31 protein-coding genes and 2 pseudogenes are annotated in these 23,345 nt (G+C 39.0%); 9 read left to right on the top strand and 24 right to left on the bottom strand.

What is annotated here, in order from left to right:
* Nucleotides 1–201: 201 nt before the first annotated feature.
* Entirely contained in the window at nt 202–954 is a 753-nt protein-coding gene (cwlH, locus tag NST22_RS13050) for an N-acetylmuramoyl-L-alanine amidase CwlH (RefSeq protein ID WP_003229963.1), read from the bottom strand.
* Between the two features lie 186 nt (nt 955–1,140).
* On the opposite strand from cwlH, the gene NST22_RS13055 reads away from it, so the two are divergent.
* On the top strand, nt 1,141–1,767 hold the full coding sequence (locus tag NST22_RS13055) for a TVP38/TMEM64 family protein (RefSeq protein ID WP_003229962.1): 627 nt from the start codon (nt 1,141–1,143) through the stop codon (nt 1,765–1,767).
* An 18-nt stretch (nt 1,768–1,785) separates the two neighbouring features.
* Here NST22_RS13055 and gnd read toward each other — a convergent pair whose 3' ends face one another.
* Nucleotides 1,786–2,679, bottom strand: a complete 894-nt coding sequence (gene gnd / locus NST22_RS13060; protein ID WP_003229961.1) for a phosphogluconate dehydrogenase (NAD(+)-dependent, decarboxylating) — start codon at nt 2,677–2,679, stop codon at nt 1,786–1,788.
* Between the two features lie 251 nt (nt 2,680–2,930).
* Between gnd and NST22_RS13065 the strand changes: the two genes are divergently transcribed.
* On the top strand, nt 2,931–3,653 hold the full coding sequence (locus NST22_RS13065; RefSeq protein WP_010886572.1) for a hypothetical protein: 723 nt from the start codon (nt 2,931–2,933) through the stop codon (nt 3,651–3,653).
* Between the two features lie 32 nt (nt 3,654–3,685).
* On the opposite strand, the gene nucB is transcribed toward NST22_RS13065, so the two are convergent.
* On the bottom strand, nt 3,686–4,096 hold the full coding sequence (gene nucB, locus NST22_RS13070; protein ID WP_009967785.1) for a sporulation-specific Dnase NucB: 411 nt from the start codon (nt 4,094–4,096) through the stop codon (nt 3,686–3,688).
* A 195-nt stretch (nt 4,097–4,291) separates the two neighbouring features.
* On the opposite strand from nucB, the pseudogene NST22_RS13075 reads away from it, so the two are divergent.
* Nucleotides 4,292–4,639: pseudogene (locus NST22_RS13075) on the top strand (sigma-70 family RNA polymerase sigma factor); the annotation flags it as partial.
* 30 nt (nt 4,640–4,669) lie between these two features.
* Here NST22_RS13075 and spoIVCA read toward each other — a convergent pair.
* From spoIVCA to NST22_RS13110, 7 genes and pseudogenes are all read right to left on the bottom strand, one after another.
* A complete protein-coding gene (gene spoIVCA, locus NST22_RS13080) occupies nt 4,670–6,130 on the bottom strand; it encodes a site-specific DNA recombinase SpoIVCA (RefSeq protein ID WP_223257626.1) in 1,461 nt (486 codons plus the stop codon).
* Nucleotides 6,088–6,266 (bottom strand): annotated as a pseudogene (locus NST22_RS13085) (hypothetical protein). The gene spoIVCA and the pseudogene NST22_RS13085 overlap by 43 nt, the downstream one beginning before the upstream one ends.
* 354 nt (nt 6,267–6,620) lie before the next feature.
* A complete protein-coding gene (locus NST22_RS13090; protein ID WP_004398596.1) occupies nt 6,621–7,040 on the bottom strand; it encodes a thioredoxin-dependent arsenate reductase in 420 nt (139 codons plus the stop codon).
* 11 nt (nt 7,041–7,051) lie between these two features.
* Nucleotides 7,052–8,092 carry an arsenite efflux transporter Acr3 gene (gene acr3 / locus NST22_RS13095; RefSeq protein ID WP_004398718.1) on the bottom strand — a complete coding sequence of 347 codons (1,041 nt, stop codon included), beginning with the start codon at nt 8,090–8,092 and terminating at the stop codon, nt 7,052–7,054.
* Nucleotides 8,093–8,114: 22 nt separating this feature from the next.
* Nucleotides 8,115–8,555, bottom strand: coding sequence for an ArsI/CadI family heavy metal resistance metalloenzyme (locus tag NST22_RS13100; RefSeq protein WP_003229954.1), 441 nt, complete (start codon nt 8,553–8,555; stop codon nt 8,115–8,117).
* Nucleotides 8,556–8,615: 60 nt separating this feature from the next.
* Nucleotides 8,616–8,933, bottom strand: a complete 318-nt coding sequence (arsR, locus tag NST22_RS13105; protein WP_004399122.1) for an arsenical resistance operon transcriptional regulator ArsR — start codon at nt 8,931–8,933, stop codon at nt 8,616–8,618.
* A gap of 371 nt (nt 8,934–9,304) precedes the next feature.
* Nucleotides 9,305–10,069, bottom strand: a complete 765-nt coding sequence (locus NST22_RS13110; protein WP_004398670.1) for a YqcI/YcgG family protein — start codon at nt 10,067–10,069, stop codon at nt 9,305–9,307.
* Between the two features lie 442 nt (nt 10,070–10,511).
* Here NST22_RS13110 and rapE point away from each other — a divergent pair, with 442 nt between their 5' ends.
* The 6 genes from rapE (at nt 10,512) to NST22_RS13140 (ending at nt 14,853) form a co-directional block, all read left to right on the top strand.
* Entirely contained in the window at nt 10,512–11,639 is a 1,128-nt protein-coding gene (rapE, locus tag NST22_RS13115; RefSeq protein ID WP_004398842.1) for a response regulator aspartate phosphatase RapE, read from the top strand.
* Nucleotides 11,629–11,763, top strand: coding sequence for a phosphatase RapE inhibitor PhrE (gene phrE, locus NST22_RS13120; RefSeq protein WP_004398770.1), 135 nt, complete (start codon nt 11,629–11,631; stop codon nt 11,761–11,763). The genes rapE and phrE overlap by 11 nt, the downstream gene beginning before the upstream one ends.
* 109 nt (nt 11,764–11,872) lie before the next feature.
* Nucleotides 11,873–12,031: a hypothetical protein gene (locus NST22_RS13125; protein WP_003245945.1), complete on the top strand. Its 159-nt coding sequence runs from the start codon at nt 11,873–11,875 to the stop codon at nt 12,029–12,031.
* Nucleotides 12,032–12,400: 369 nt separating this feature from the next.
* Entirely contained in the window at nt 12,401–13,996 is a 1,596-nt protein-coding gene (yqcG, locus tag NST22_RS13130) for an LXG family T7SS effector endonuclease toxin YqcG (protein ID WP_004399034.1), read from the top strand.
* Between the two features lie 14 nt (nt 13,997–14,010).
* On the top strand, nt 14,011–14,589 hold the full coding sequence (gene yqcF / locus NST22_RS13135) for a type VII secretion system immunity protein YqcF (RefSeq protein ID WP_009967790.1): 579 nt from the start codon (nt 14,011–14,013) through the stop codon (nt 14,587–14,589).
* 117 nt (nt 14,590–14,706) lie between these two features.
* Nucleotides 14,707–14,853, top strand: coding sequence for a hypothetical protein (locus tag NST22_RS13140; RefSeq protein ID WP_009967791.1), 147 nt, complete (start codon nt 14,707–14,709; stop codon nt 14,851–14,853).
* Here the strand turns inward: NST22_RS13140 and NST22_RS13145 are convergent.
* The 14 genes from NST22_RS13145 to NST22_RS13210 all read right to left on the bottom strand — a co-directional run bounded on the left by NST22_RS13145 (nt 14,850) and on the right by NST22_RS13210 (nt 23,340).
* Nucleotides 14,850–15,212, bottom strand: a complete 363-nt coding sequence (locus NST22_RS13145) for a hypothetical protein (protein WP_003229947.1) — start codon at nt 15,210–15,212, stop codon at nt 14,850–14,852. The two genes, NST22_RS13140 and NST22_RS13145, sit on opposite strands and share 4 nt — an antisense overlap.
* A 15-nt stretch (nt 15,213–15,227) precedes the next feature.
* The gene (locus NST22_RS13150; protein ID WP_004399085.1) at nt 15,228–15,707 is read right to left on the bottom strand and encodes a hypothetical protein; all 480 of its coding nucleotides are present in this window, start codon (nt 15,705–15,707) and stop codon (nt 15,228–15,230) included.
* Between the two features lie 164 nt (nt 15,708–15,871).
* Nucleotides 15,872–16,690, bottom strand: coding sequence for an N-acetylmuramoyl-L-alanine amidase CwlA (gene cwlA, locus NST22_RS13155; RefSeq protein WP_003229946.1), 819 nt, complete (start codon nt 16,688–16,690; stop codon nt 15,872–15,874).
* Between the two features lie 44 nt (nt 16,691–16,734).
* Complete coding sequence (locus tag NST22_RS13160; RefSeq protein ID WP_003246208.1) at nt 16,735–17,157, bottom strand: holin family protein; 423 nt, start codon at nt 17,155–17,157, stop codon at nt 16,735–16,737.
* A 44-nt stretch (nt 17,158–17,201) separates the two neighbouring features.
* Nucleotides 17,202–18,095 carry a hypothetical protein gene (locus NST22_RS13165; RefSeq protein WP_003246010.1) on the bottom strand — a complete coding sequence of 298 codons (894 nt, stop codon included), beginning with the start codon at nt 18,093–18,095 and terminating at the stop codon, nt 17,202–17,204.
* Between the two features lie 87 nt (nt 18,096–18,182).
* Nucleotides 18,183–18,347 (bottom strand): XkdX family protein, encoded by a 165-nt coding sequence (locus tag NST22_RS13170; RefSeq protein ID WP_003229944.1) that lies wholly within the window; start codon nt 18,345–18,347, stop codon nt 18,183–18,185.
* Complete coding sequence (locus NST22_RS13175) at nt 18,344–18,679, bottom strand: XkdW family protein (protein ID WP_009967793.1); 336 nt, start codon at nt 18,677–18,679, stop codon at nt 18,344–18,346. The genes NST22_RS13170 and NST22_RS13175 overlap by 4 nt, the downstream gene beginning before the upstream one ends.
* Nucleotides 18,680–18,688: 9 nt before the next feature.
* The gene (locus NST22_RS13180) at nt 18,689–19,789 is read right to left on the bottom strand and encodes a pyocin knob domain-containing protein (protein WP_003229943.1); all 1,101 of its coding nucleotides are present in this window, start codon (nt 19,787–19,789) and stop codon (nt 18,689–18,691) included.
* A gap of 2 nt (nt 19,790–19,791) precedes the next feature.
* The gene (locus NST22_RS13185; RefSeq protein ID WP_003229942.1) at nt 19,792–20,064 is read right to left on the bottom strand and encodes a hypothetical protein; all 273 of its coding nucleotides are present in this window, start codon (nt 20,062–20,064) and stop codon (nt 19,792–19,794) included.
* On the bottom strand, nt 20,061–20,639 hold the full coding sequence (locus NST22_RS13190) for a YmfQ family protein (protein ID WP_003229941.1): 579 nt from the start codon (nt 20,637–20,639) through the stop codon (nt 20,061–20,063). Before NST22_RS13190 ends, NST22_RS13185 begins: the two co-directional genes overlap by 4 nt.
* Entirely contained in the window at nt 20,623–21,669 is a 1,047-nt protein-coding gene (locus tag NST22_RS13195) for a baseplate J/gp47 family protein (protein ID WP_003229940.1), read from the bottom strand. The genes NST22_RS13190 and NST22_RS13195 overlap by 17 nt, the downstream gene beginning before the upstream one ends.
* Nucleotides 21,662–22,087 carry a DUF2634 domain-containing protein gene (locus NST22_RS13200; protein ID WP_004398572.1) on the bottom strand — a complete coding sequence of 142 codons (426 nt, stop codon included), beginning with the start codon at nt 22,085–22,087 and terminating at the stop codon, nt 21,662–21,664. Before NST22_RS13200 ends, NST22_RS13195 begins: the two co-directional genes overlap by 8 nt.
* Nucleotides 22,088–22,099: 12 nt before the next feature.
* A complete protein-coding gene (locus tag NST22_RS13205; protein WP_003229938.1) occupies nt 22,100–22,363 on the bottom strand; it encodes a DUF2577 family protein in 264 nt (87 codons plus the stop codon).
* A complete protein-coding gene (locus tag NST22_RS13210; protein WP_004398524.1) occupies nt 22,360–23,340 on the bottom strand; it encodes a hypothetical protein in 981 nt (326 codons plus the stop codon). The genes NST22_RS13205 and NST22_RS13210 overlap by 4 nt, the downstream gene beginning before the upstream one ends.
* Nucleotides 23,341–23,345 lie beyond the last annotated feature (5 nt).

Genomic DNA, 23,345 nt, shown 5'->3' on the forward strand with positions numbered 1-23,345 from the left:
GTTCAATGAAGAGTTTTTCGCTATCACTGTTTTTTCCTATAGTTAACGTGTCCCCCTCAGTGAATATCATTCTGCTTTCATTGCGGCGCAGCTGATGATTTTTTAAAATTCCCTTCTTTCCAATCTGAAAAACACACAAACCAAAGAAAAGAAAATAACCTGAATCCGCACTGGAAACAGGTTATCCGTTAAATCCTGCATTTACTTTAACTTCGATTTAAGCTTGGCCTTTGTTTTTGGCCCATAAATCCCGTCTGCAGTTAATCCGTTCATGAGTTGAAAACGCTTGACGGCATTCGCTGTTTTCGGTCCGTAAACTCCATCTATGCCATTGTTTTTGGCTCCCTTATCAGGGTAAAAGTGAAGTACAGCTAAAGCCTTTTGCAGCTGGAGAATGTTTGTGCCCTTTCGATAAGGCGAAGTGAGCTTTATAACCCCAGACGGCAGAGGATATGATGGTGAAGTTTCTTTTGGAGGTGTATCCGAGGAAGAAATTCCGTTTAGAAAAGAGTTCCAGTGGTCCAAGAGTTTCCGCGGACATTCTTTCCCGGACCACTTTTTGTGGGGAACAACACGATTTAACGGAATATTGTTTTCCTTCATCAGCTTTCTGATCAGCCACTGGGCATTTGATGTTGCTTTTTCAAAATCGCCGTCAGCATTTTCACAGATTTCAATCCCGATCGATTTGCGGTTTCCTGTCCCGTTTGTACCGTCTCCCGCATGCCAGCCGTTTTCATCTATCGGGAGATGCTGATAAATGACTGAATCGTCAACTGTAAAATGCCAGCTTTCGGATGTGTTCGGGTTTTTCACAAACTTGGCGTGCATTTTCGCATCAGCGCCTTTGGCTGTATTCGCTGTATTATGCACCGTAATATAAGCAGGCGCCATCGCATAGCCAGGACGATTATCATTTGATACCGGTATAAAATCCTTTTTTATGGTTACCATTTCTATCCCTCCCTATTAATAAGAATGCAGAAAACAGAGAGATGGACAGCCTTTTTTATGAGGTAAAAAAGAATTGTGTTCTTAACCTGGTTTTCAGTTGAACAGCTGAAATGGCACCAGTTATACTAATTTAGATGACGGAGGTTTTGACTCCTGACATCACCTAAGTTGGGAGTGACCATAGACATGTTAAAAAAAGTAATAGGTATACTTGTGATTATCGCTATCATTTCAGTTGGTTTTTTTCAGAAAGAAGCTTGGCTTGATGCAATCAAAGCAGGAGGGATGTTTTCCGTTTTATTTAGTATGCTGCTGATTGCTGCCGATGTTTTTTTCCCAATAGTGCCGTTTGCTTTGATTGCTGCTTTAAATGGCGCAGTGTTCGGGACTGCAAATGGAATTTGGATTACACTGACCGGCTCAATGCTTGGTACAATATTGCTGTTTTTTCTCGCCAGGTACAGTTTTAGAGATTGGGCCAGAAAAAAAGTTCAGGCCTATCCTGCCATACAAAGCTACGAGGCTTCCTTCAACAAAAACGCTTTTACCGCTGTTTTATTAGGAAGGCTGATACCTGTCATACCTTCACTTGTAATGAACGTGATCTGCGGGCTGAGCCAGGTTCGCTGGCATGTTTTTTTCTTTGCGTCTTTAATAGGGAAAATCCCCAATATTGTTGTTGTCACTATTGCAGGTGCCAATTTCACCAGCAATAAATTATTGTCTATCAGCATTTACGGTACATATATTCTGATCATCATGCTGGTCATTTATAAAAAGTTCCCTCATCTTCTGAAGGTGCCAAAAAAATAAGGAGGCTTGTTGGCCCCCTTACTTTTTTTCTGTCGCATGGCCTCCAAATTCATTTCGAAGCGCAGCAACCACCTTTCCTGTAAACGTATCGTCTGTTAAAGAACGGTATCTCATCATTAGTGACATGGCGATGACCGGCGTTGCCGTCTGCAGATCAAGCGCGGTTTCCACCGTCCATTTTCCTTCACCTGAGGAATGCATAATGCCCTTGATCTGATCCAGTTTCGCATCCTTAGCGAAAGCTCGCTCAGTCAGTCCCATAAGCCAAGAACGAATGACAGAACCATGATTCCACACTCTGGCAACCTTCTCGTAGTCAAAATCAAATTGGCTGTTTTCAAGCACTTCGAATCCTTCACCAATCGCGGCCATCATTCCATACTCAATTCCATTATGGATCATTTTTAAAAAATGTCCGCTTCCCGCTTCACCAGCGTATAGATAACCATTTTCGACGGCAGTATCACGAAAAAGCGGTTCCACAATCTCCCATGCTTCATGATCGCCCCCCACCATAAAACAGGCTCCATGCCGTGCGCCTTCCATTCCGCCCGACGTTCCGGCATCGAGATAATGGATACCCGCTTCTTTCATTTGATTGTAGCGGCGAATTGATTCTTTATAATGAGAGTTTCCAGCTTCGATAATCATATCGCCTTTACTTAATAAAGGTGATACATCACGCAAAACAGCATCGACAATGCCATGCGGTACCATAACCCATAGGATGCGCGGCGGGTGTAATAAAGAAATGAACTCTTTAAGATTTGTTGTCCCCTCAGCCCCGTATGCTTTCAGTTCATCAACAGCCGCTTGATTTACATCATATCCAACCACTTGATGATTGCGGTCAATGAATTGCTTTCCTATGTTTATGCCCATTTTCCCTAAGCCGATTAATCCGATTTTCATATCTGTTCCTCCTGATTGTCTAAAAAGCCTTTACTCTTTATGTTCCCTATGGATTGTATTGTGATACGCAGAAAACAAATGGGGCTTACATCGTCTGCGCATGTAAATTTTATTTTTCATGACCGACGGCGCCTGCCAGTTCTATTACTGAATCTCTTTATATCCATAATTATCGCTTTATCCTTGATTTACCATCAGTTTAAGTTAAAATATGGGAAGGAATTCGATTTTTTCAGTAAAAAGAAGGTGACATGTTGCAGAATCAATCTCATACTCTTATTGGAGTTACGAAAACCGCTGTATTCTTTTTATACGCTGCACTTGCAATCATCGGTTTTGCAATCGGGTATTTTATTCCGCAGATTGCGAAATGGGCATTATCCCTCCCCTGGATCCCTCTTGAAGGACCACTTCGGCTCATTACCTCTTTTCAGGGATCTACAGCTTCATTTATCACTGCTCTTCTCGGTATGTGTGCGGGGATTTGGTTCGCTCATTCTGTTATTGCAATGCTGCTGTCTGTCAAAATTACAGATCACACAGTGGAATTCATCAAAGGAAAAAAAGTGCAAACAATTCATTCCGATGACATCGCTCTTGTATTTATGGATCACAAACGGCTTGTCCTCCTGGGAACAGCCGGATATGAATTGGTACGGGAAGAAATTGATGAAAAACCAGTAAACGTTGAGAAGGCCTTTAGACAGCATCATTACGAATGGGCAACAGATGGTGATCCGTTTAAAGATCAATTTCGCCGATGGATTCCTGATGCACCAGACCTATCGCAAGGCGCCCATGCCTTATTAAAAGCTCGTCACAAAGCACTGCAGGACGAAGAAAAAGACGATATTGAAGAATTCCGTCTCGAACTGGCACAGCTGGGCATCGTTGTACGGGACGAAGGCACACGCCAATATTGGCGAAAAGCAGAAACCTATCCCCCGAAAATTCAGCTCGGCGAAGGATTGTAACAACAGAGGCTCAAGAAAGAGCCTCTTCTTTACTACTGCACAATAAACAGCACTCTGGTACCGTCAGGATAGCTGCTCATTTGATTCCCTACCCACGAGCCGGCGCCGCGATTATCAGAAGGCGTCACATATCGGACATCAGCCCCTGCACCGCCTTCCTCGCAGACCGCCATCGGCCACTCATCCCGGTCATAGCCCGGCTTGGTCGGGATTCCCTTTAAAGATTCCTCCCGCCTTTTGTCTGCTCCATCTCTGTCAATGGTACAAATATCTGGATGTCCCTCTGCAATCGCATCCCTAATATGACTGCCGGTTTCCGGATAACGAGACAGCGGAAAATATAACACTTTGTCATACGAAGATGCGCCTTGGATCTGTTGCGGAACCATTAAACAAAGAAGAACTGCTGCAGCAAGAAACAGGCCTGCCATCCATTTTTTCATCCCCATCCCCCCATACCTTTGTTCATTTCAATGTATGGGCGCTTGATGAAGAATATTTTTAACATTTGAAGTTAGTATGCTGCTTACCAAAGCCGGACTCCCCCGCGAGAAATTTCCCGGTACAGACACAGACAGCCTCCCGGTCACATACATTTACATATAGGCTTTTGCCTACATACTTTTGTGGAGGTGACGATGGTGACAGGTGTTTTCGCAGCGCTCGGCTTTGTTGTTAAAGAGCTTGTCTTTTTAGTATCTTACGTGAAAAACAATGCCTTTCCACAACCGCTCTCAAGCAGCGAAGAAAAAAAATACTTAGAGCTCATGGCTAAAGGGGATGAACATGCCAGAAACATGCTGATTGAGCATAATCTTCGCTTGGTCGCCCATATTGTGAAAAAGTTCGAAAATACAGGTGAGGATGCAGAGGACTTAATCTCCATCGGAACGATCGGGCTTATTAAAGGAATTGAAAGCTATTCCGCTGGAAAAGGGACAAAGCTGGCGACGTATGCAGCGAGGTGTATTGAAAATGAGATTGTAATTACAAAAGGGGGGTGCATACACCCCTCTTTAATACGTTTCAATATATATGGTGTCAGAATCCACAATGGTAACTTCTTTCACGATAAAGTTAACAATTGTTTTTTTATCTTCAAGAGTTAAGTTATCTGCACCGATTGATTGAAAATAGTCGATGGCTCTTTTTAGAGCATTTTCACTTGAGCTCGTATCATCTAGGACTTTCATTTTTGACTGGATTTCGTTACACTTTTCAGTAAGCTGATTTTGCTTTTTTTGCAGTTCAATAATTTGTGCTTTGATTTCATCTATGTCTAAATCATCGTCATCGCTTAGGCTGATTAGCGTTAAAAGACGCTTGCGGCCTTTTTTTGTTTTCTCTATCTCTTTTTCAATAAGTTCTAATTCATCAGACAGGTGATTTGATTGTTCAGCCTCTTTAAAAGAAACATACTTTTGAGGATTTGTGATGAATTTAAAAATTTCACCCCATACATGCCGGTTCAATTTATTCTCAGACATTTCTTTTCCGCAGCCGCGGTCCTTTGCGCCAGAATAATTTTTCCGGCAAGTATATACATAGTAGTCTTTACCATGTGATTTTCTTTTCTTCCCTGTCATGGTATTTCCGCATTTTCCGCATCTAACCAAACCCGATAACAAGTAATTGTGAGGGCTGATACTCAAGTGTTTTCTTTTACTTTGACCTAAGAGTTCTTGAGCATAATCCCATTGTTCAGCTGGAACAATTGCTGGAATTGTCACAGTGATTTGTTCTTCTTCAGGCCTTATTTTAATTATAGATTTGTTCCCTGCCTGCTTTGAAACATAGGAACCCTCTGTATCATATTTATACTGTCTATGTTCACCCTTATAGGAAGAGTTCATTAATATTTGCCGAACAACCTGCCTGTGCCATACTTTGGCGCCTTTTTTTGTTTTAACCCCCATCTGAGTTAAATGTAGAGCAATACCATTTACTCTGCCGAAAAAAGGGCTTTTATGATCGGTGAAATAGTTAAAAATCATCCGAATGATTTTTGCTTCCTCTTCTAATATCTCAAGAGTTCTTTTCTCTTTAACAAATTTATAGCCATATAGTTTAGAATCTTTAATGATCATGCCTTTTTTCATTTTTTGAAGTCGGCCGCTTGATGTCCGTTCTTTGATTTTGGCTTTTTCAAATTCTGAGATTGCCCCGCGCATTGCGAAAAACAATTGACCTTCTGGAGAATTGGCGTATTCACCATTTACAAAAATCAAAGGTATGTTTCGCTTTCGCAATTCGTCATCAATGATTAGCTGATTCATTAATTTCCGAGAAAGACGGTCAGGATCGTAACAAATGACTTGACTTATAAGTCCCTTGCTTGCATCCTCCCTCAAGCGATTCAAAGCCGGACGTTCTAAAAGCTCTCCTGAAAATCCTTCATCTGCATACTTCAGCACATCTTTAGTCCCTGCTTTCTTTATACAGGCCTCGATTTGGCTGTCGATGCTCGATCCCTTGATCGCTTGTTCCTCGGTCGATACCCTTACATATATTGCTATCACCCTGAATCTCCTTCCTATAAAGTTTTATTAAATAATGATAGCAATCGTTAATGCATTTGTCAGCTTGCGGTCCCTCGATGATTATCACTTTCATAAAATGCATCACCCCTTGGGTAATGCTATGTAACAGCTGTTTGTCCAAATGAGGAGATTTTAAATTAAACTATAGTGTTATTAAACGTTTCAATGAATATGCAAAAAATTTAAAAAAAGTTGTTGTGACTTTTCTACACTCCTTTAGGTCCTCAATAGAAAAGATTTTATTTTCTATGCCTCAACATTCGCTTATTATAGTTTTCAATGATTTATTATTATTTGAGAGTACAATGGAGTAGTGTTTTTCATTGTTAGATAGTTAATGACATTTCACTGGTGTCAAGTTCGTATAGCTAGACATTAATAAAAAAAGGACACATATAAATATGCATCCTTTAACAAAAGAGTTTATTTATTTCCCTGTTTCAGCAAATTCCTTCAACCTATTCCCTATTTCATCACGAACTCTTTGGAAAAACGCCCATTTTTCTTCTTCTGTCCCTTGTGCTCTTGCCGGATCATCAAAACCCCAATGCTCACGTTTTACATGTGGAGGCGTCATCGGGCATTTATCAGCAGCATCTCCACAAAGCGTAACAACTAAATCAGCATTGTTCAGAATATCAGAATCGATTATATCTGACGTTTGATTAGAGATATCTATACCAACTTCCTTCATCGCTTTAACAGCATTCGGATTTAATCCATGTGCTTCTATCCCCGCGCTATACACTTTCCACTCATCACCTAAATATTGTTTAGCCCATCCTTCAGCCATTTGGCTCCGGCAAGAGTTCCCTGTACATAAAAAGTAAATGATTTTATTCTCCATATATTCCACCTCTACATCGAGTGACTTCCAAAGTATTTTCGTTGAAACCATAAAGCAACCTTAACAAGTGCTATCATGACTGGCACTTCTACAAGCGGACCAATTACGGCGGCAAATGCTGCACCCGAATGAATTCCAAATACACCAACAGCTACAGCAATCGCTAATTCAAAGTTATTGCTTCCTGCTGTAAAAGCTAAAGTAGTAGTTACAGCATAGTTTGCCCCGATTTTCTTCCCTAAAAAGAAGGAAACAAAGAACATTAAAACAAAGTAAATCAATAATGGAATCGCAACTCGGACAACATCTAACGGCAAGCTAACAATTACATCACCTTTTAAGGAAAACATGACGATAATTGTAAATAGCAAAGCAATTAACGTAATTGGACTAATCTTAGGAATGAACACTTTTTCATACCATTCTTTGCCCTTCACTTTTACAAAAATATAACGTGTCACCATTCCTGCAATAAAAGGAACTCCAAGGTAAATGAATACTGATTTTGCGACTTCTGCCATCGTAATATTCACTACTGCTCCTTCCATCCCTAACCATTGCGGAATAACTGTTACAAAAATGTAAGCATAAACTGAGAAAAAAAGCATTTGGAAAATTGAGTTGAAAGCAACTAATCCTGCCGCGTATTCCGTATCACCTTTTGATAAGTCATTCCAAACAATAACCATCGCAATACAGCGAGCTAATCCAATCATAATAAGCCCAATCATATACTCCGGTTTATCTGGCAAAAAGATGATAGCCAAAATAAACATGAGAGTCGGTCCGATGATCCAGTTTTGCACTAAAGATAAAATTAACACTTTAATATCTTTAAATACCCGTCCAATTTCTTCATATCGAACCTTTGCTAGTGGTGGATACATCATTAATACTAATCCAATAGCTAAAGGGATAGATGTAGTTCCTACTTGTAATTTGTTTAATCCACCAACAAAACTCGGAAATATAAAACCTAATCCTATCCCCAATGCCATCGCAAGAAAAATCCAGATGGTTAAATAACGGTCTAAAAAAGATAAACGTTTCATTACTTTATCCTCACCTTTTTTACTAACAGCAAGAGTTCGTTGTAATATCACTTGGCGGTGTTACACAACAAGAGGAGGAATCTTGTTTTTGAACCTCGCTGTTCGATTTGGTATAGAAAAATTCCCACTCGTTCCCATCTGGATCAGTAATCCAAAATTTATCTTGGACTGCATAACAACAAGTCGTATCCATTTCTTCACGTGCAAAAAACCCTTCTTTTTCAAGCCTTTTCTTGTGTTTCAAAACTTCTTCCAAACTATCTACTTGGAATCCAAAATGATTCACTTGATTTCCCTTCACCTCATCTGCGACATTTAAAGTGAAATTCAGTCCAGGAGTCTCTAATAGAAACTTTGCATAGTCTGTTTTTACTTTTACAGCCTTTACTCCAAAAACTTTTTCATAAAAATTGATCGATTTCTCTAAACTGACAACGTTAACCCCTACATGAACATATTTCATTTTAATTCCCCCTCTTATATATTAATCAAAAAAATTTGATATAATACCTAAAAAATTTTTTTAGCAGCAATCTCCTTCACCTTTTTTTCTAAATATACAACAAAGCTCTTCTGATAATAAACCATTTACTTCCTCATCATTTAGATCATAATAACTCCATGTTCCCTTTGTCTCTTTCGTTATTAAGTTGGCATCCAATAAAATTTTTAGATGATAAGAAAGTTTAGATTGCGTCACCTCAAAAATCTCAGTCAGATCACAAACACAGGTTTTTCCCCTTTGACAAAGTTCATACATGATCTCTAATCGTTTCTGATCAGCAAGAGCCTTAAATTTTTGTTCATATTTCCGTAGCAGTTCTGATTTCGTCTCATCCATTCATATCGCCTTCTTTAATCAATTTTTTTTGATGTATTTATTATACTCATGATTTTTAAATTAATGCAAGCAAATAAATCAATTTATTTTGATTAATTGTAAAACCCGCTAAAAGCTTGTGTAACCAGATAGAGGTTTTCCATTTTTATTATTTCCTCCATCGCTACTTTGCTACTACAGCAACGGAGATCATAAACGCTAATTTCTAATTTCAAGAAAAAAACATTAAATAATTTTTGTGAATATGTAGAATCGATAATAATTCGAGATAATACGTATTTAGTCAGAGCACACAGATTTATCATCAATTAAAACCTTATGTGAAGATATAAGCCATTCAATCCATCCTTCCACATAAGGTTTTAAACAATTTAATCAGACCTTTTCTTTTTGAATAAGTTCTTCATTTTCATAAAAGGGCATTGTGACACTTGATTTTCATCATCTCGCAAGAAGTACTGTTTCCACTCCAGATTGTCTTTTTTTCCATACCATCCTAAATGCGGATGGATAGGTACTTCATCATATGCCTCAAGCCTTTTTCGAATTTGCTTACTCATATTTCGTCCAAATGCAGTAGTATCATTTAGATCCTCAAAAACCCATCTAGGCTGAAACGTCAACATAAAATAAGGAAAACTTCTGCTTTTTCTTTTGCTGTGAGCCGGTGTAGCACACAGAACAAAATATGGTTCTCCATTAAAACAGTATTCCCATTGAAAGTTATCTGGATTTTCTGGTATATCATCTGGCCAATCAGCTGGATCTTCCATACTCAATGAATTGAGCAACTGCCAAAACAACGATTCGTAATCCTCAATTTTGTAATCAGTCAGTAATTCTTCTGGTGTATGAAATATTACAGTTAATGATGCATACTTTCCTGTCTCTCGTGAAATAGTTCCATACCGAGTAAGCAATGGCGCTAATTCCTTCGCAGTCTCGGGATTCCTAGGATCACCGACAAAAGCAATTCGCAGCTGGTCGCTTAAAAATGCTTGCCTTCCCGGTATACAAGGAAATTTATTTTCTTTATCACCTATTTTTTCATTCAAATAGTTAAACGAATCTAATTGCCAACCAGGTAGCGTTTCTTTAATTTTTTCAAGATCACTTTTAGCATATAACTCAGTCAATAAATCCACCTCCGAAGGCATTTATCATAATGTATTGCGGGAGCACGAAGGAGGTGAATGTCTAATTACTTTTTCATATATCCAAATGAATATTAATTAATTAATTGGTTAAGTTTTAGTGGGTAGGTAAGTAATTTTCTTATCAAGAAAAATCCAGAATCAGTTCTGCGTTTAGCTGTACATGCACACTCAGCCCTCAAAACGACTAACGCTGGACTTTCTGGATGTTTTCAATTTTAAACTATCACAAGAATGACCGAAATTCCCTGTTTTTTGATGCCAAGTCATGGTACTCCCAGGAGGGAATTTCATAACTCTCTAAAGCAAAAAGTTATTGCGGTCTCACCGAAAATTTAAATTGCGGTGCCCTATTTCCTTTTTCTGCGAACGAAAACTTGTTAATATTTACAGTACTAGTAGAGTTAAGGGAAGGGTGAATATCTTGATATCAATCACATCAGCTGAAGTGGGAATGAAGATTAATGAATGGCATAGGCATATTCAAAAATTCAACGTAACTGATGCTGAAATGTTAAAAGCTGAAATAGAACGTGATATAGAGGTTATGGAAGAAGATCAAGACTTGCTTATTTATTATCAACTAATGGCCTTTCGCCATAAAATTATGTTGGAATACACGCTGCCATCTGATGAAAACCGAATGGAACTTTCAGAATATTTAAATAAAATTGAGGGCCATAAGAAAAAATTAGACAATATGCGGGCATATTATTATAACTTCTTCCGCGGGATGTATGAGTTTAGAAACGGTGAATACACAAGAGCCATTACATATTACAAAAAAGCTGAACGCAAAATTCCTACAATCTCCGACAAGATTGAAAAAGCTGAGTTTTATTTTAAACTGTCTGAAGTCTATTATCATATGAAAATGACACACATTTCGATGCATTACGCTGAGCTTTCATACAACATTTATAAGAAACACGAGCTTTACTCTGTTCGTCGTATTCAGTGCCATTTTGTCATTGCCGGTAACTACGATGACCTTGAAAATCATGAAAAAGCTCTCCCCCACCTTCAAGAAGCTTTAAAAGGTGCCGAGCTGCTTAAAAGTAAAAATACTCATATCTATGCCACTGCGTTTTTCAATCTCGGCAATTGCTATCACAAAATGGACAACTTAAATAAGGCTGCTCGTTACATCGAACAAGCCTTGGTTCAATACAGAAAAATTAACTCTGACGTACTTCCGCAAGCTTATCATGACCTAGCGTTGATTTATTTTAAACAAGGCAAAAAAGAACAAGCAATGGATTGCTTCCGCAAAGGAATCAGAAGTGCTGTAGATTTTAAAGACGAACTATTTATGAACTTATTTGAAGCATTAGACGTTCTTTATATAAGAAATGGCGATACACCTAAACTTCTCAACATTTTTTCTCGTTTAGAGAACGGCAAAGGATACCCTTATCTGGAAGAGCTGGCATTGTTAGGAGGCAACCTTTTCGATTATAATGGAAAAATAGAGGATAGTATCATCTGTTTCAAGAAGATGGTATATGCTCAAAAGCAAATATCGAAAGGGGAATGCATGTATGAAATCTAAATTGTTTATCAGTTTATCCGCCGTTTTAATTGGACTTGCCTTTTTCGGATCTATGTATAATGGCGAAATGAAGGAAGCATCCCGGAATGTAACTCTCGCACCTACTCATGAATTCCTTGTTTAATTCGATAAACAACATTAGTTCTGATTCCCTTTAGCCGTTTCATAACGGCTTTTTCTTATTTCTAATACTGAAAAAATCTATCATACTTAAAGCTTTTGAGGTGAACATTTTGGACTTATTTGATGAATGCTTAGAAGCTCTAGGGAAAAACAAAGAAATCTTATCAGAAGAATTAACGGCAAAATATTATGAACTGCTTTCAAACAGTTTTCCCTTACATCTTGGGGACGAATCAAGTGGGAAGAAGTTTGTTGTCATCAATCTATAGATTACGAGGAAGAGATTTACGATTGGCTAGCTAAACACCATTTTAAAGATAGGAACATTATTATTCTTTGGGGTTACGGAGAACAGCCAGCATTAAAAACCAGTCTTGAGCATGCATTAAACGTAATTGATGATGTAACTGCCGTTGGATCGGATACTTTTATGTTTAGTGAATCTGGCTACGTTATCGAATTTTTTCATGATGGCGATGTTACAATTGGAAAGTCCCCTTTCATTGAAAGGATTAACAAATAGGTAAAATGACACAGATCGAATGATTCATTTCCACCATTTGATCCACATAACAGTTAGTTTCATCATTCTTCCATGGTAATATTTTGTTATGACGATTAAATGAAAGGATATGATCATGAAAGTATTTGAAGCCAAAACCTTGCTCACCGAGGCTGAAAAGCGAGCACAGGAATACAAAGATTTAAAAAGTAAAATGGTCAAATTAAAGAAAGCGTTCAAAGCTGTTGCAGATTTAGATGATAGCGAGTTTTCAGGCAAAGGCGCTAATAACATTAAATCATTTTATGAAGATCAAGCTGGCATTGCTGACCAATGGATTGATTTAATTGAGATGAAAATTTCTTTCTTAACGAGTATTCCTGGTTTTTTAGAAGATGCCAACTTATCAGATGCCTACATAGAAGAAACCTTTTTAGCGCATGAGCTTGCTAACGCCTACACCAAATCAAAATCCATTATGTCTGAACAGAAAAAAGCCATGAAAGATATATTAAATGATATCAACGATATACTGCCTTTGGATCTGTTCTCGACAGAAACTTTTAAAAATGAACTTTCGTCTGCCGAAAAGAAACGAAAAGAAGCCATTGAGAAAATGGATGAAGTTGACCAAAACTTAACATCAGAATACGGACTATCAGAAGCAAATGAACAAATGATTCAAGCTGATTATCAAGCTTTAATGAATGCGACAGCAAAAGGCAAAAGCGCCTCTCCTATTCACTATAATGCGAAGGCTTATAGAGACAGTGAGATTCACAAGATGACTGAGGATGTAAAGAAACAATCAACAGACTACATCTCTTTTAAGGACCAACAGGCGGAACAAAGAAGAATTGCAAAAGAACAAGAAGAACTGGCGAACAGACCATGGTATGAAAAGTCTTGGGATGCTGTTTGTAATTTTACAGGAGAGGTCTCTGGATATTATGATTATAAAAGAGCCGCTGATGGGGTTGATCCTGTTACCGGCGAAAAGCTAACTGCTGGACAACGGGTCGCTGCCGGTGCAATGGCTGCGGCAGGATACATCCCTATCGTAGGATGGGCAGGTAAATTAGCTAAAGGTGGAAAAGCTGTTTATTCAACAAGTAAAGCATTGTATAGAGCAGACAAAGCTCTCGATGTATATAAAACACCTAAGACATTCCATGCCCTTCAAAACTCCAGCAAAGGACTTTATGGACTTGCTTCTGCAAATGGTTTTAGTGAAGCTATAACAGGACGCGATATGTTCGGGAATAAAGTCTCCAAAGAGAGGCAAGAACAGAGCCTTAGTGGTGCAATGGCAATGTTGGTTCCTTTCGGAGCTCGCGGAATTAACAAAAAGCTTAATGCAAAATCAAGTTCTCGAGTTAGCGAAGCATCGACTAACACCAGCAAAAAACCTAAAGTTCCTAAAACGTACAAAAGACCAACTTATTTCCGTAAAGGCGTTAGAGATAAGGTTTGGGAAAATGCTAAGGATTCAACCGGATCTGTTAAAGACCCGTTAACAAAACAAGTAATGAAAAAAGATGAACCATGGGATATGGGTCATAAACCAGGTTATGAATTTAGAAAACATCAACAAAGTGCGATGGAAAGAAATATTAGTCGAAAGCAATTTTTAGATGAACATAATAATCCAGACCACTATCAACCCGAATTACCTTCCTCCAATAGGAGTCATAAAGGGGAAGATATGACGGATGATTACTTTGGAGATTAAGGAGAGATTGTCTAATGGGCGTAACACAAGAAAATAAAGTAATTGCTAGAACAGTTTTAGGAGCTTTTGGGGGGAAACCGAAGGTTACGAAATATTGGGATGATAACAAGAATAGCAGCATAGATATTTTATCGGTTAGTGACCAGCCTCAGGAAGGTATCACGTCATATTCAACTCTAGGTTTGTCGGATCATTCTATTAATTATGAGGTGAATGGCACTCCGTTGCGGATAGAAATCGTAGCTGCAATGGAGTCAGCTTCAGACATATATGCTAATGTTTTATCAACTTGTGCCTTTAATATAATCAACTCAAATTTCACTTGTGCACCAGGTGTTATTTTTAAAAATGTGATTAGTATGTATGATCAGGAAACCGACATGAAACATATTATGTTCGTTCCCCCATTTTTATGGGAGGAAGATTTAGAACTACTTGAATTTAGTAACAAAAATGTTACTTGGCTAATGGCTTTACCTATATCCGAAGGAGAATTGCAAGTAGCTGAAAAACACGGCTCAGATTATTTACAAGATCTTCTGGAATCAAAACAGATTGATATTTTTGATATAAAGAGAGAATCTGTTGTTTAATGACTTTAATAAAGAAGAGTCACTTTATAAGCCCCTCTCAATGAGAAGGGCTTATTTTATTTAATTTGAAATCAGCTGCAAATAATAGAAGAAAATGACTGAGGTAAGGAGAATTCTATGATTAATGAAGAAAAACACACAAACCCTCAAGCTAATAACAATATATTTGGAAGGATAGATACCTGGTATTCTGTTCATAGGAGTTCGAACTTGAGGGAAAATAAAGAAAGACCAGCTTATTATGTGGCTGGTCCTTATCTTTAATTAAAGAAATGGTTATGTAAAGCTTTAGAAAATCCAAAACCTTCTTCTGGTCCCTTTAACCAGAGAGAAATAAACTTTTCGAAATCCACTTCTTTTTCAATATCTTTCAAAATTCTTTTAAATTCTTCAGTAAAGTTATGAAGAGAGACCTCTTCGCCATTTTTAATCTTATCAGTGTACTGGCTCGTTAACTCTCTTAATTCTTGATACTGTTTTTCACTTAAATCATAGGCCAAAACTTGATCAAATAAGCCAAACCGATCATAATCAGCTGCTAATTGTTGGACTAACCTTAGTTGAAAAGCCTGCTTCTCGACTTTTTTTTCTAGGTTGTCAAGCCTTTCTTCTACTGTTACCAATTCAAATCACCTCAATTAAAAAGCTAAGAAAGTAAATACACTTGCAATAGTTCTAGCTGTAGAAGATTTTACACCAGCATCAATTAGATATGAGGAAACCGTGTCAATAATTGCGTCCTCCACAACGTCACCTCGTTTAACTAACTCGTCCAAAGCATCTGCTACATCATCAGTATGTTTTGCGAATGTTTTTCCTGCTGATCCACCTAACTCATCGACTACCTCACCAACAATTCTCCCACCATGTCGAAGCGCACTGGCTGTTGCCTTCATTGCTTCTTTAGCAATCCATTTTTTAATACCATTTGTGTGAAATTCACCAGATTGTTCAGTTGTATTAGTTGGTAATTCGGATAGTTTAACGGGAGTTTGATAAGTGACTTCCTGCTGTGCCTGTAATGTTACCTCTTGAGCTTTGGCATGTCCATCCAACGGAAGAACTAATGATAAAGAGAATGTTAATGCAGATGTTGCTAAAAGTAATTTCTTAAACATGAAATCAATCCCTTTCTTTTAAATTATTTACATGTAAATGATAACATTATGTTCAGACTAGAAAAATAATACTTTTTACTCAAATATTAGAATAATTTTGAACTATCTGTAACAAAATAAACATAAGTATCTCCTTGAGAAAGATACTCAAGGAGACTATTTATTTACTTCAAGAGAGCTTCAAGTTTCGCTTTCGTTTTTGGTCCGTAAATACCGTCTTGAGTAAGCCCGTACATAGACTGGAATCGTCTAATTGCATCTGCTGTTTTCGGACCATACACGCCGTCAATGCCGTTGTTTTTTGCTCCTTTATCCGGGTAAAAGTATAGTGCAGCCAGTGCTTTTTGAATTTGTGTTACCTTTTCCCCTCTCATCATTGGGCTCTTCACTTTAAAAATACCGGATGGTAGCGCATATGACGTTTTTTTGCTGCTTGTGTTTGTTGTTTTCTTTTTAGCTACACTTGCTTTGCTTGAGTTTGTTTTTCCGCCCAACTTTTTCAATTCTGCTTCAATTGCAGTCTTAACTTGAATCCATCTTCCCTCTGACAAAATGCGGTGCGGGCAATACTTACCATTCCAGTCTTGATGTTTGCGGACTCGATCAATACCCCATCCACGTTCTTTAAGTAGCTGAGCCACAAACTTAATAGCAAGCTTTTCCGCTGCCTTATATCGTACCCCTCCTGACTTGCTATAACAAATTTCGACACCAATAGACTTGCGATTCCCTGTACCGTTTGTTCCATCTCCTGTGTGCCAAGCGTTACGATTCGTTGGAATACCTTGAATGACTTGTTTATCGTCTACTGCAAAGTGAAAACTTGTTGAGCTAGAGTTATTCTTCATGTAAGAAATCTCATTGGCTGCTGAAGCATCATTCGCAGTGTTATGAATAGTGATATATTCAGCTTTCATTGGATTAGGACATTTCAATCCATACTTTGATTTAGAGACTAGATTCTTTACAACTTTAATGGCCATATACCCTCTCTCCTTCTGTCAGTAAGATAAAAAAAGCCACTGGCTTAGCCAGCAGCTTTGTCTGCGTTATTCTTACTCTGTTCTTTTTCGTTCTCAATTGTTTGTAATCGATCTGTTATTGATGATGGTATTTTAACACCAATCTGTGCTAAGTTTTCAGTTATTGACAAACCTTCATTAGCGATATAAAAAAGAACGGTACCAAAGGTTAAGACACCGTTCAAATTGAGTACTGTATCAATCACGTTTGCTAAAATGACCGCAAAGAAATTGAGTAGCTTGCGGACATAGCCAAACCATGCGCTTCGACTTCGCAGTTTTTTGAATTTCCATGCCTTGATTACTCCTGTTAAAACGTCAATTATGCTAAGTACTAGAAGTAAATCAAGGTACTTCACCCCTCCAAATAAATATACTCTTGCTAAATCTAATGTTTCAAAATTGATAAACAAACTTGTCTCCTCCATTCTAATCACCTCCTCCGAGGCAAATAAAAAAGGACAGCCGGATCTTATGAGACGGCCGTCCCTCTAACTGAAAAGTTTCCATTTGTTAAAGCTGTAAGCTCCATAACAATTTCTTTAAAGCCAGTAATGCTAAAAGACCAAGCTTCTGATTTTCCTTTTGTGCTAGTGGCAAACGTTCCGTCATCCACTTTCTGCCCTCTAAGGGCTCTTTTTGTTCCCGATAAGGATTTACCCCAGAACTTCAATTCACTTGTCTCAGCCGTCCCATAAACCTCAATGAGCAACGTTTTGAATGATCCAACGGTGAATGGGTTACCCTCACCTATGGTTTCTGTTTTATCGTGAAAGACAATATCCATTGTTTTTGATTGAGTGTCTAATGAGCTAAGATTCAAGCCTTCAGTTTGAACTTTTAAACGACCATCATTAGTTAACCCGCTTTTATCTAACTGGACTGAGAACGGAGCAACTGCTGTAATAGGAACAGTATGGTTAATGTTTATATCCTCTTCACCTGCGCCCAATGACTGGTAAAGTAAGAATTCAGATTGCTGCAGGTTACCATTTGCGTATCTGAAACGGAAATATCGTTTAGTTAAATGAATCCACTCAGTCTCGCCAAGCGTATTTGCTTTAACAACCAATGAAGAGATTGTGGTCCATGAATTCATATCGTTACTTTCTTCAATGAATAAGGTACCTTCACGATCAGAATAAGCGTGACCTTTTACTTTTGAAATTAAAACCTGACCTAATCGATCTTGTCCATATTGCGTGTAGACTTCAGTGGCTTTTAAAACTGCGTTCGTCAGCAGCTCTGAATTACCGGAGATTGAAGCTACCGGCACAACAAAATCTCTGTTTCCTTCTCTGTATGGCTTGGCTGCCCCCGGCTTACCAGTTGCATCTGTTGAAAATTGAAAACTATATGATGCCATTATAAATCCTCCTTGCTATTGTAGATCATTAGTGGTGAGCATGGGTTTACAACGGAACCACCTCCTTTAAGGAAAAATAAAAAAGCCCTAAATGGCTTCTCCTGTGATCTCTTTATACTGTTCAGCTGTAATGAGTTTTTTCTCTATTCCTTCCTGTAAATCTTCGGGCGAACAATCTTTGAGATGAATTGCCTGTTTCACCATTTCAGAAGAAGCCCAGTTATAATGCAAAGCCAGCACCCAATAATTCATGAACCTTGCCCTCCTTGTAGAGTAAGCAGTTGCAACTTTATTTTTGAAAGCTCGCTTCCCAAAGTTTGGTTTAATTCTTCAAGCTGTTTACGAGCCAGTTTTTCCTGTGACAACTCTCTTGCAAGTAGATCCACTTGAACTGGTGGTTCATATGCAGATGTACTCTGAAGCTCTTCCCACCAAGTTTTTAACTCTGCTTCCGTGGGTATAGGTGCCCTAATATTCCACTCTGCTATATATGAGGGAGTTCCATCACCATTATTCTGGACAATAAAATCCTTTGTGGGATCAGCTGTTGGGTATTTAAAAAGAATAGCTTCACCTATATTCATCGTTACCTCCTAAAATCTTGGATAGTTTCGGCCTCCAAGTTCTTGTATATCAAAAAAGTTAAATACACCATTTTTATCATCTACTGCCCTTTTCAGTGTTTCGTCTCCTCCGTAATTACAGTAGCACCAGATTTCAACGTAATCTCCTTTATTCATGGGTACAGTCGCATTGCCGTTTAAACCAAGATTCATCCCATTATCCTTTTCCTGAAAGTCTCCTCTTACATGGTGCAGTGTTTTATATGCTTTTCCATTTAGGTAAACCTTCAAATGAAAGTTTATATAAGATGTATAATTTAAGGTATATATACTTGCCCCGATTAAGTACATTCCATCGTTCGGAGCAATAAATCGATTGTTTTTAGTATCAAAAGCATTATGGCTATCCTTGATGACCCTGTTAAATGCAATTTTAGTGTGATCAATCTTTTTTAAATACTGAACACCTGTAGTTCCAATATTCGCATGAGCAAAACCTGATATCTTTTGCCACGGAGTCCAGCCTGAACCACTCCACCAGTGTCTAATCCAAACTCCTGTACTGTCATAGTAAGTCCCAGACTCATTCCCTGTTCCGTAAAAGTATTGAGTGAAACGGTAATTATTATATTTTTCATTTTTGACAATGCCATAACCCAAGGGGTAGCCTGTAGTATTTCCCTGCCCAATGTCCATTAAGGTCAGTCCTAAAGGATATTCTTCCCCTCCTGTTCTTGCATCTTGAATAGCATTGTCTCCAGTAATTAACGTCAGATTGTTATTTTTATAGTTGGTATCCACGTAATATTTTGCATCCGATAAAGCCTTATCCGCTTTTTCCTGAGCTCCGACAATTGTTTCTTTTGCATTCCAATTCTCCCGTTCCACTGGTGTAATGTGCCGTTGTAAATCATTACGATGCTCTTCAAATTCTTTTTTCGAAGCTTGCTGTACATTATCAACGTTCCCTAGCCCGATTTGCGCCTTTGTTGTATTGTGAGGGTTGTTCATGTCATTTTTATGTACAGCTAAATCTTTATGCGCATCTTGAATGCCTTTCTCCCAACGGTTCACATCATCTTCATTAATCGGATCGTCCGGGAGCCAATCTGTTTTTGCATCATAAGCCATTGTTAAACCACCTCAAAAGTAATCCTAAAATCTAGCGTTCTATTATTACTAACGTCTAAATCTGTTGTTCTTTCCGTAATCACGTTGTTTTGATCATCAAGTATCTGAACACTCTTAATATGTTTGATGTCTTCCTCTCGTTGAGTAAGCACCGTGACAACGGCACCCTGAATGGTGAGTTCCACAATTTCTGTTTCATTTCCATTCAGCAGCACTTTCGATATTCTATTTTTCAAATCTGCAGCTGTACGCTCTCTATAAAGCTGTGTAATCATACAAGGACCACCTCGTTATTATTGAGCGTGACGGAATAACCTACCTTTAGCTCACTTGCTTTTCGATACCTTCTGTTATTCAAAATGACAGTATCTTTTATTTGGAGTGGCTCATTCAAAGCAGCTCGCAAGGTATATGCCAAATGAGCTGGCTTCATATTCTCCAATGTTTCTATGAGCTCGCTCATATGCTGCATATCATCTATATCAATATCAACCTTAAAACGGTACTCTCCGGGAAGCAGCCGAACCTGAGCTGACGGATTTTTCAGGAACCGGTTCAACGCGTGTTCAATGGCCCTATATGTTGCCGGCGGTATATTGGACATTTTAGAGATTAGGCGCAATCGGCGGATCTCATCGGTGTCACCTGATTCCCGCGGTACGTTCAAAATCTTTTCCCATCGTTCAAGCCCCCAGGTTGCCGTAGTAACAAACAGCTGATCTGTCAGATCAAAGATGCTGTTATTTTGCTTCTCAAATTCCGGAGCTTCCGCTTTAAGAAGTTCAGCCATTTCCTTTAACTTGGTAAGGAACGGCGGCAGGTAAGCAGTCATTTCATCGAGTTTGCTCAATGATGTTCACCTGCCCCAATTTAGGGATTTCGACGGCACTCAGAACCAAATTTTCGGCCACGCCGTTGATTTTAATATCTGCGTAATCACTTACTGAAGGTGAATTGTAGACGATATTATTAATCTGCGATAAACGGATGACGTTATCTTCAAAGGCAATCTTTTTAAAAAGATTTAAAACACCTGATTCAATTTCTTGCTTTACCTGATCGATAGAGCTATTGACCTCGGGAAGTACCTCGGCTGAAATCTCAACCTCTTTCCATACCGCACTCTCCACTGTGACAAAGGCACCTATTGGCGCTTGTCCCTCACCTTGTCCGGGTTCAGGATCAATATAGTTTTTCACCTTTGATATTAAAATATCGGAAGCAGGTTCCAAGTTAGCATTGGTCACGACAATTTTGACTGTACCGTCCCCGTTCCAAAGCGGAAAGACCTTTACCTTCCCCACTCCGTCTACTTCTTCAGCCCATTGTTTATAGTGTGCTTTATTGGCACTGACAGCTTCTCGACGCACGCGGGTAAAATATCTAGCTCTTAAACTGTCATCATCCTCTTCTTCACGTCCAGGAATCAGAATCTCTTTCACAATCGCTTTTTGAAGCCCAGGTATAGTGTCTAATGACAATAGATTCTGACCGGATATGTTTGCGTTCCCTGCTTCCCCCGCTGTTTCACACTCCAACGTCCCGTCAGCTGTGTATTGAAAATAAAGATTATCAACATAAAAGCGAGACCCTACAGGAATGGTCACGCCTTCAGTAAACTCCCCTGCCCTGACTGCTTTTGTGGCAGCAGTCCGCTCAATGCCTGCTTCAGTAGCTCGTCGATCTAAAAATTCCCCTTGGGCCGTGTCTGAGAAGACAAGTTCCAGAACAGTATCGAGCCAAATATAAGACTTGGCCAATTCTGCGGCTACAGGAGCTAACGCGTTATAAATCACGCTGCCTTCCCTTTTATCAATGTCCGCTGAAATGCTGTTCAACATTCGATCCATAATCGATTCATAGGTTTGATCTTCAAACATCCTCGCCAAGCACCTCCTCGATCTCCAATGTTCCTTCGTCAGTCTCGACTGTAAAGGAGACACGGAACGATTCGCCTTGTTTTTCTATTTCAAAATCTGTAACAGCAGAAATCCGATCGTCATAGATCAGTGCTTCCTCTATCAGCCGAGGGATCTCCATTTTCTTATATGCGTCTGTTGTTTCGTTATCTGCCAGCACGTCTTGAAGTTCATTTCCAATGTCATGACTGTAAACAGAATATGCGTATCGCTCAGTATGGAGAGACAAATATACAAACTGCTTGATCGCTTCAAGGCCTGTGATGATTTCATTTGTGATACGGCCATTTTCAAAATCTATTTTGTAGGTTTGCGAGGTCTCTATGACTTCGCTGTCATCTTCTATATCCTCAAACTCGATTTCCGGAGACAAAGCCATTCCAAACACCTCCTATATTTTGTCGAGAATAAAAAATGATTGCCCGCCTTTTAAGGAGACAATCATCACACGCTCACCTGTATTTAATGCTTCTTCACCGGCCCGCAGCCGCTTTGGAACAATAATCAAATCAGCAGGTATTATTAATTTGTCATTTTCATTAAGCCTTATTTCAACAGGGGAAACGGAAACCACTTCAGCCGGTAGAATATCCACTGGCGACTCAGAATCAACTGCACGGACAGCCAAATGTTTGATTGCTTCACTTAATCTCATGAGGAAACACCATCAGGGATAGAATTTTTCTCAACCACATCAATGGTCATCGTGTGTGTCGATCCTTTAAATTCGTGTTTGTCTGTATCGATCCAGTATGTTTTCTTAACCCCGACTTCCGGAATTGAGATATAGATGGGCAACCCGCTCTGAAGATCCGGAATGCCAATCGCTTGAATACTCTTGAGTTCTTTTTTAACACCTTTTTTCTGTGCCTGTTTGACTTTCGCACGCTCCTGAAGCTGCGCCTGGTTAATGTTATCAGAAACCGTTTCGACATACTGAAGCACACCATATTTACTGATCCCTGAGCTGTCACTTGCAGTGGCTGTGTATGTTTTATTGTCTTTCTGCCGGCGGAGCTTTACTTTTGTGGCCGTGTCATTAATTGAAGTGCTGTATTGATAGCCGGTGATGTTCACACCCGTCTCCAACACCCATACTTCTGACAGATCTGGCCAAGCGCGAAGGCCAAGCTTCCCCTTCGCAGAATATAATTGATAATTCCTTCCGGTTTGGCTTTTCGTTTGTTTCAAGGCTTTTAGAATCATGTCATAAAGGCTCGTATCATCTTTAAACACTAATGATTTAATGGTGTAACCTGTATTTGCAATGGATGTAGTCGGAATCTGAAAATCTCGCGCCAACCGTTTTATAATCTCGTCTGCACGTTGATTTGAGAAAACATAAACATCTTTGTTCTTGACCAAATATTGCAGCATATCATAAGCCGTAAAAGTCATCCAGTGTTCTTCCGGATTGCGAGAAAACACAATGCCCCGGAACAGTTCTTTGCCCTTCCACTTAAATAAAACTGTATCCCCTTCAGATACGCTGTAATATGAATGGGTTCCCTGTTTCGTAATGATCTTGGCCGTAATCGATCGCGGCGCCTGATACCGTTGCCCTTCGAGGGAAACACTTTCAGTTACCAGCTCAAGCCATTCCGTTTCTTTAATGACGAAAAGTTCTATCATGTCAT

The sequence above is a fragment of the Bacillus sp. PS237 genome, assembly GCF_037963345.1.
GTDB lineage: Bacteria > Bacillota > Bacilli > Bacillales > Bacillaceae > Bacillus > Bacillus subtilis.

Coding starts and splice junctions, on each gene's coding strand:
- cwlH (WP_003229963.1), bottom strand. CDS start 954: ATGGTAACCATAAAAAAGGATTTTATACCGGTATCAAATGATAATCGT.
- NST22_RS13055 (WP_003229962.1), top strand. CDS start 1,141: ATGTTAAAAAAAGTAATAGGTATACTTGTGATTATCGCTATCATTTCA.
- gnd (WP_003229961.1), bottom strand. CDS start 2,679: ATGAAAATCGGATTAATCGGCTTAGGGAAAATGGGCATAAACATAGGA.
- NST22_RS13065 (WP_010886572.1), top strand. CDS start 2,931: ATGTTGCAGAATCAATCTCATACTCTTATTGGAGTTACGAAAACCGCT.
- nucB (WP_009967785.1), bottom strand. CDS start 4,096: ATGAAAAAATGGATGGCAGGCCTGTTTCTTGCTGCAGCAGTTCTTCTT.
- NST22_RS13090 (WP_004398596.1), bottom strand. CDS start 7,040: ATGGAGAATAAAATCATTTACTTTTTATGTACAGGGAACTCTTGCCGG.
- acr3 (WP_004398718.1), bottom strand. CDS start 8,092: ATGAAACGTTTATCTTTTTTAGACCGTTATTTAACCATCTGGATTTTT.
- NST22_RS13100 (WP_003229954.1), bottom strand. CDS start 8,555: ATGAAATATGTTCATGTAGGGGTTAACGTTGTCAGTTTAGAGAAATCG.
- arsR (WP_004399122.1), bottom strand. CDS start 8,933: ATGGATGAGACGAAATCAGAACTGCTACGGAAATATGAACAAAAATTT.
- phrE (WP_004398770.1), top strand. CDS start 11,629: ATGAAATCTAAATTGTTTATCAGTTTATCCGCCGTTTTAATTGGACTT.
- yqcG (WP_004399034.1), top strand. CDS start 12,401: ATGAAAGTATTTGAAGCCAAAACCTTGCTCACCGAGGCTGAAAAGCGA.
- yqcF (WP_009967790.1), top strand. CDS start 14,011: ATGGGCGTAACACAAGAAAATAAAGTAATTGCTAGAACAGTTTTAGGA.
- NST22_RS13140 (WP_009967791.1), top strand. CDS start 14,707: ATGATTAATGAAGAAAAACACACAAACCCTCAAGCTAATAACAATATA.
- NST22_RS13150 (WP_004399085.1), bottom strand. CDS start 15,707: ATGTTTAAGAAATTACTTTTAGCAACATCTGCATTAACATTCTCTTTA.
- cwlA (WP_003229946.1), bottom strand. CDS start 16,690: ATGGCCATTAAAGTTGTAAAGAATCTAGTCTCTAAATCAAAGTATGGA.
- NST22_RS13160 (WP_003246208.1), bottom strand. CDS start 17,157: ATGGAGGAGACAAGTTTGTTTATCAATTTTGAAACATTAGATTTAGCA.
- NST22_RS13165 (WP_003246010.1), bottom strand. CDS start 18,095: ATGGCATCATATAGTTTTCAATTTTCAACAGATGCAACTGGTAAGCCG.
- NST22_RS13170 (WP_003229944.1), bottom strand. CDS start 18,347: ATGAATTATTGGGTGCTGGCTTTGCATTATAACTGGGCTTCTTCTGAA.
- NST22_RS13175 (WP_009967793.1), bottom strand. CDS start 18,679: ATGAATATAGGTGAAGCTATTCTTTTTAAATACCCAACAGCTGATCCC.
- NST22_RS13180 (WP_003229943.1), bottom strand. CDS start 19,789: ATGGCTTATGATGCAAAAACAGATTGGCTCCCGGACGATCCGATTAAT.
- NST22_RS13185 (WP_003229942.1), bottom strand. CDS start 20,064: ATGATTACACAGCTTTATAGAGAGCGTACAGCTGCAGATTTGAAAAAT.
- NST22_RS13195 (WP_003229940.1), bottom strand. CDS start 21,669: ATGTTTGAAGATCAAACCTATGAATCGATTATGGATCGAATGTTGAAC.
- NST22_RS13200 (WP_004398572.1), bottom strand. CDS start 22,087: ATGGCTTTGTCTCCGGAAATCGAGTTTGAGGATATAGAAGATGACAGC.
- NST22_RS13205 (WP_003229938.1), bottom strand. CDS start 22,363: ATGAGATTAAGTGAAGCAATCAAACATTTGGCTGTCCGTGCAGTTGAT.
- NST22_RS13210 (WP_004398524.1), bottom strand. CDS start 23,340: ATGATAGAACTTTTCGTCATTAAAGAAACGGAATGGCTTGAGCTGGTA.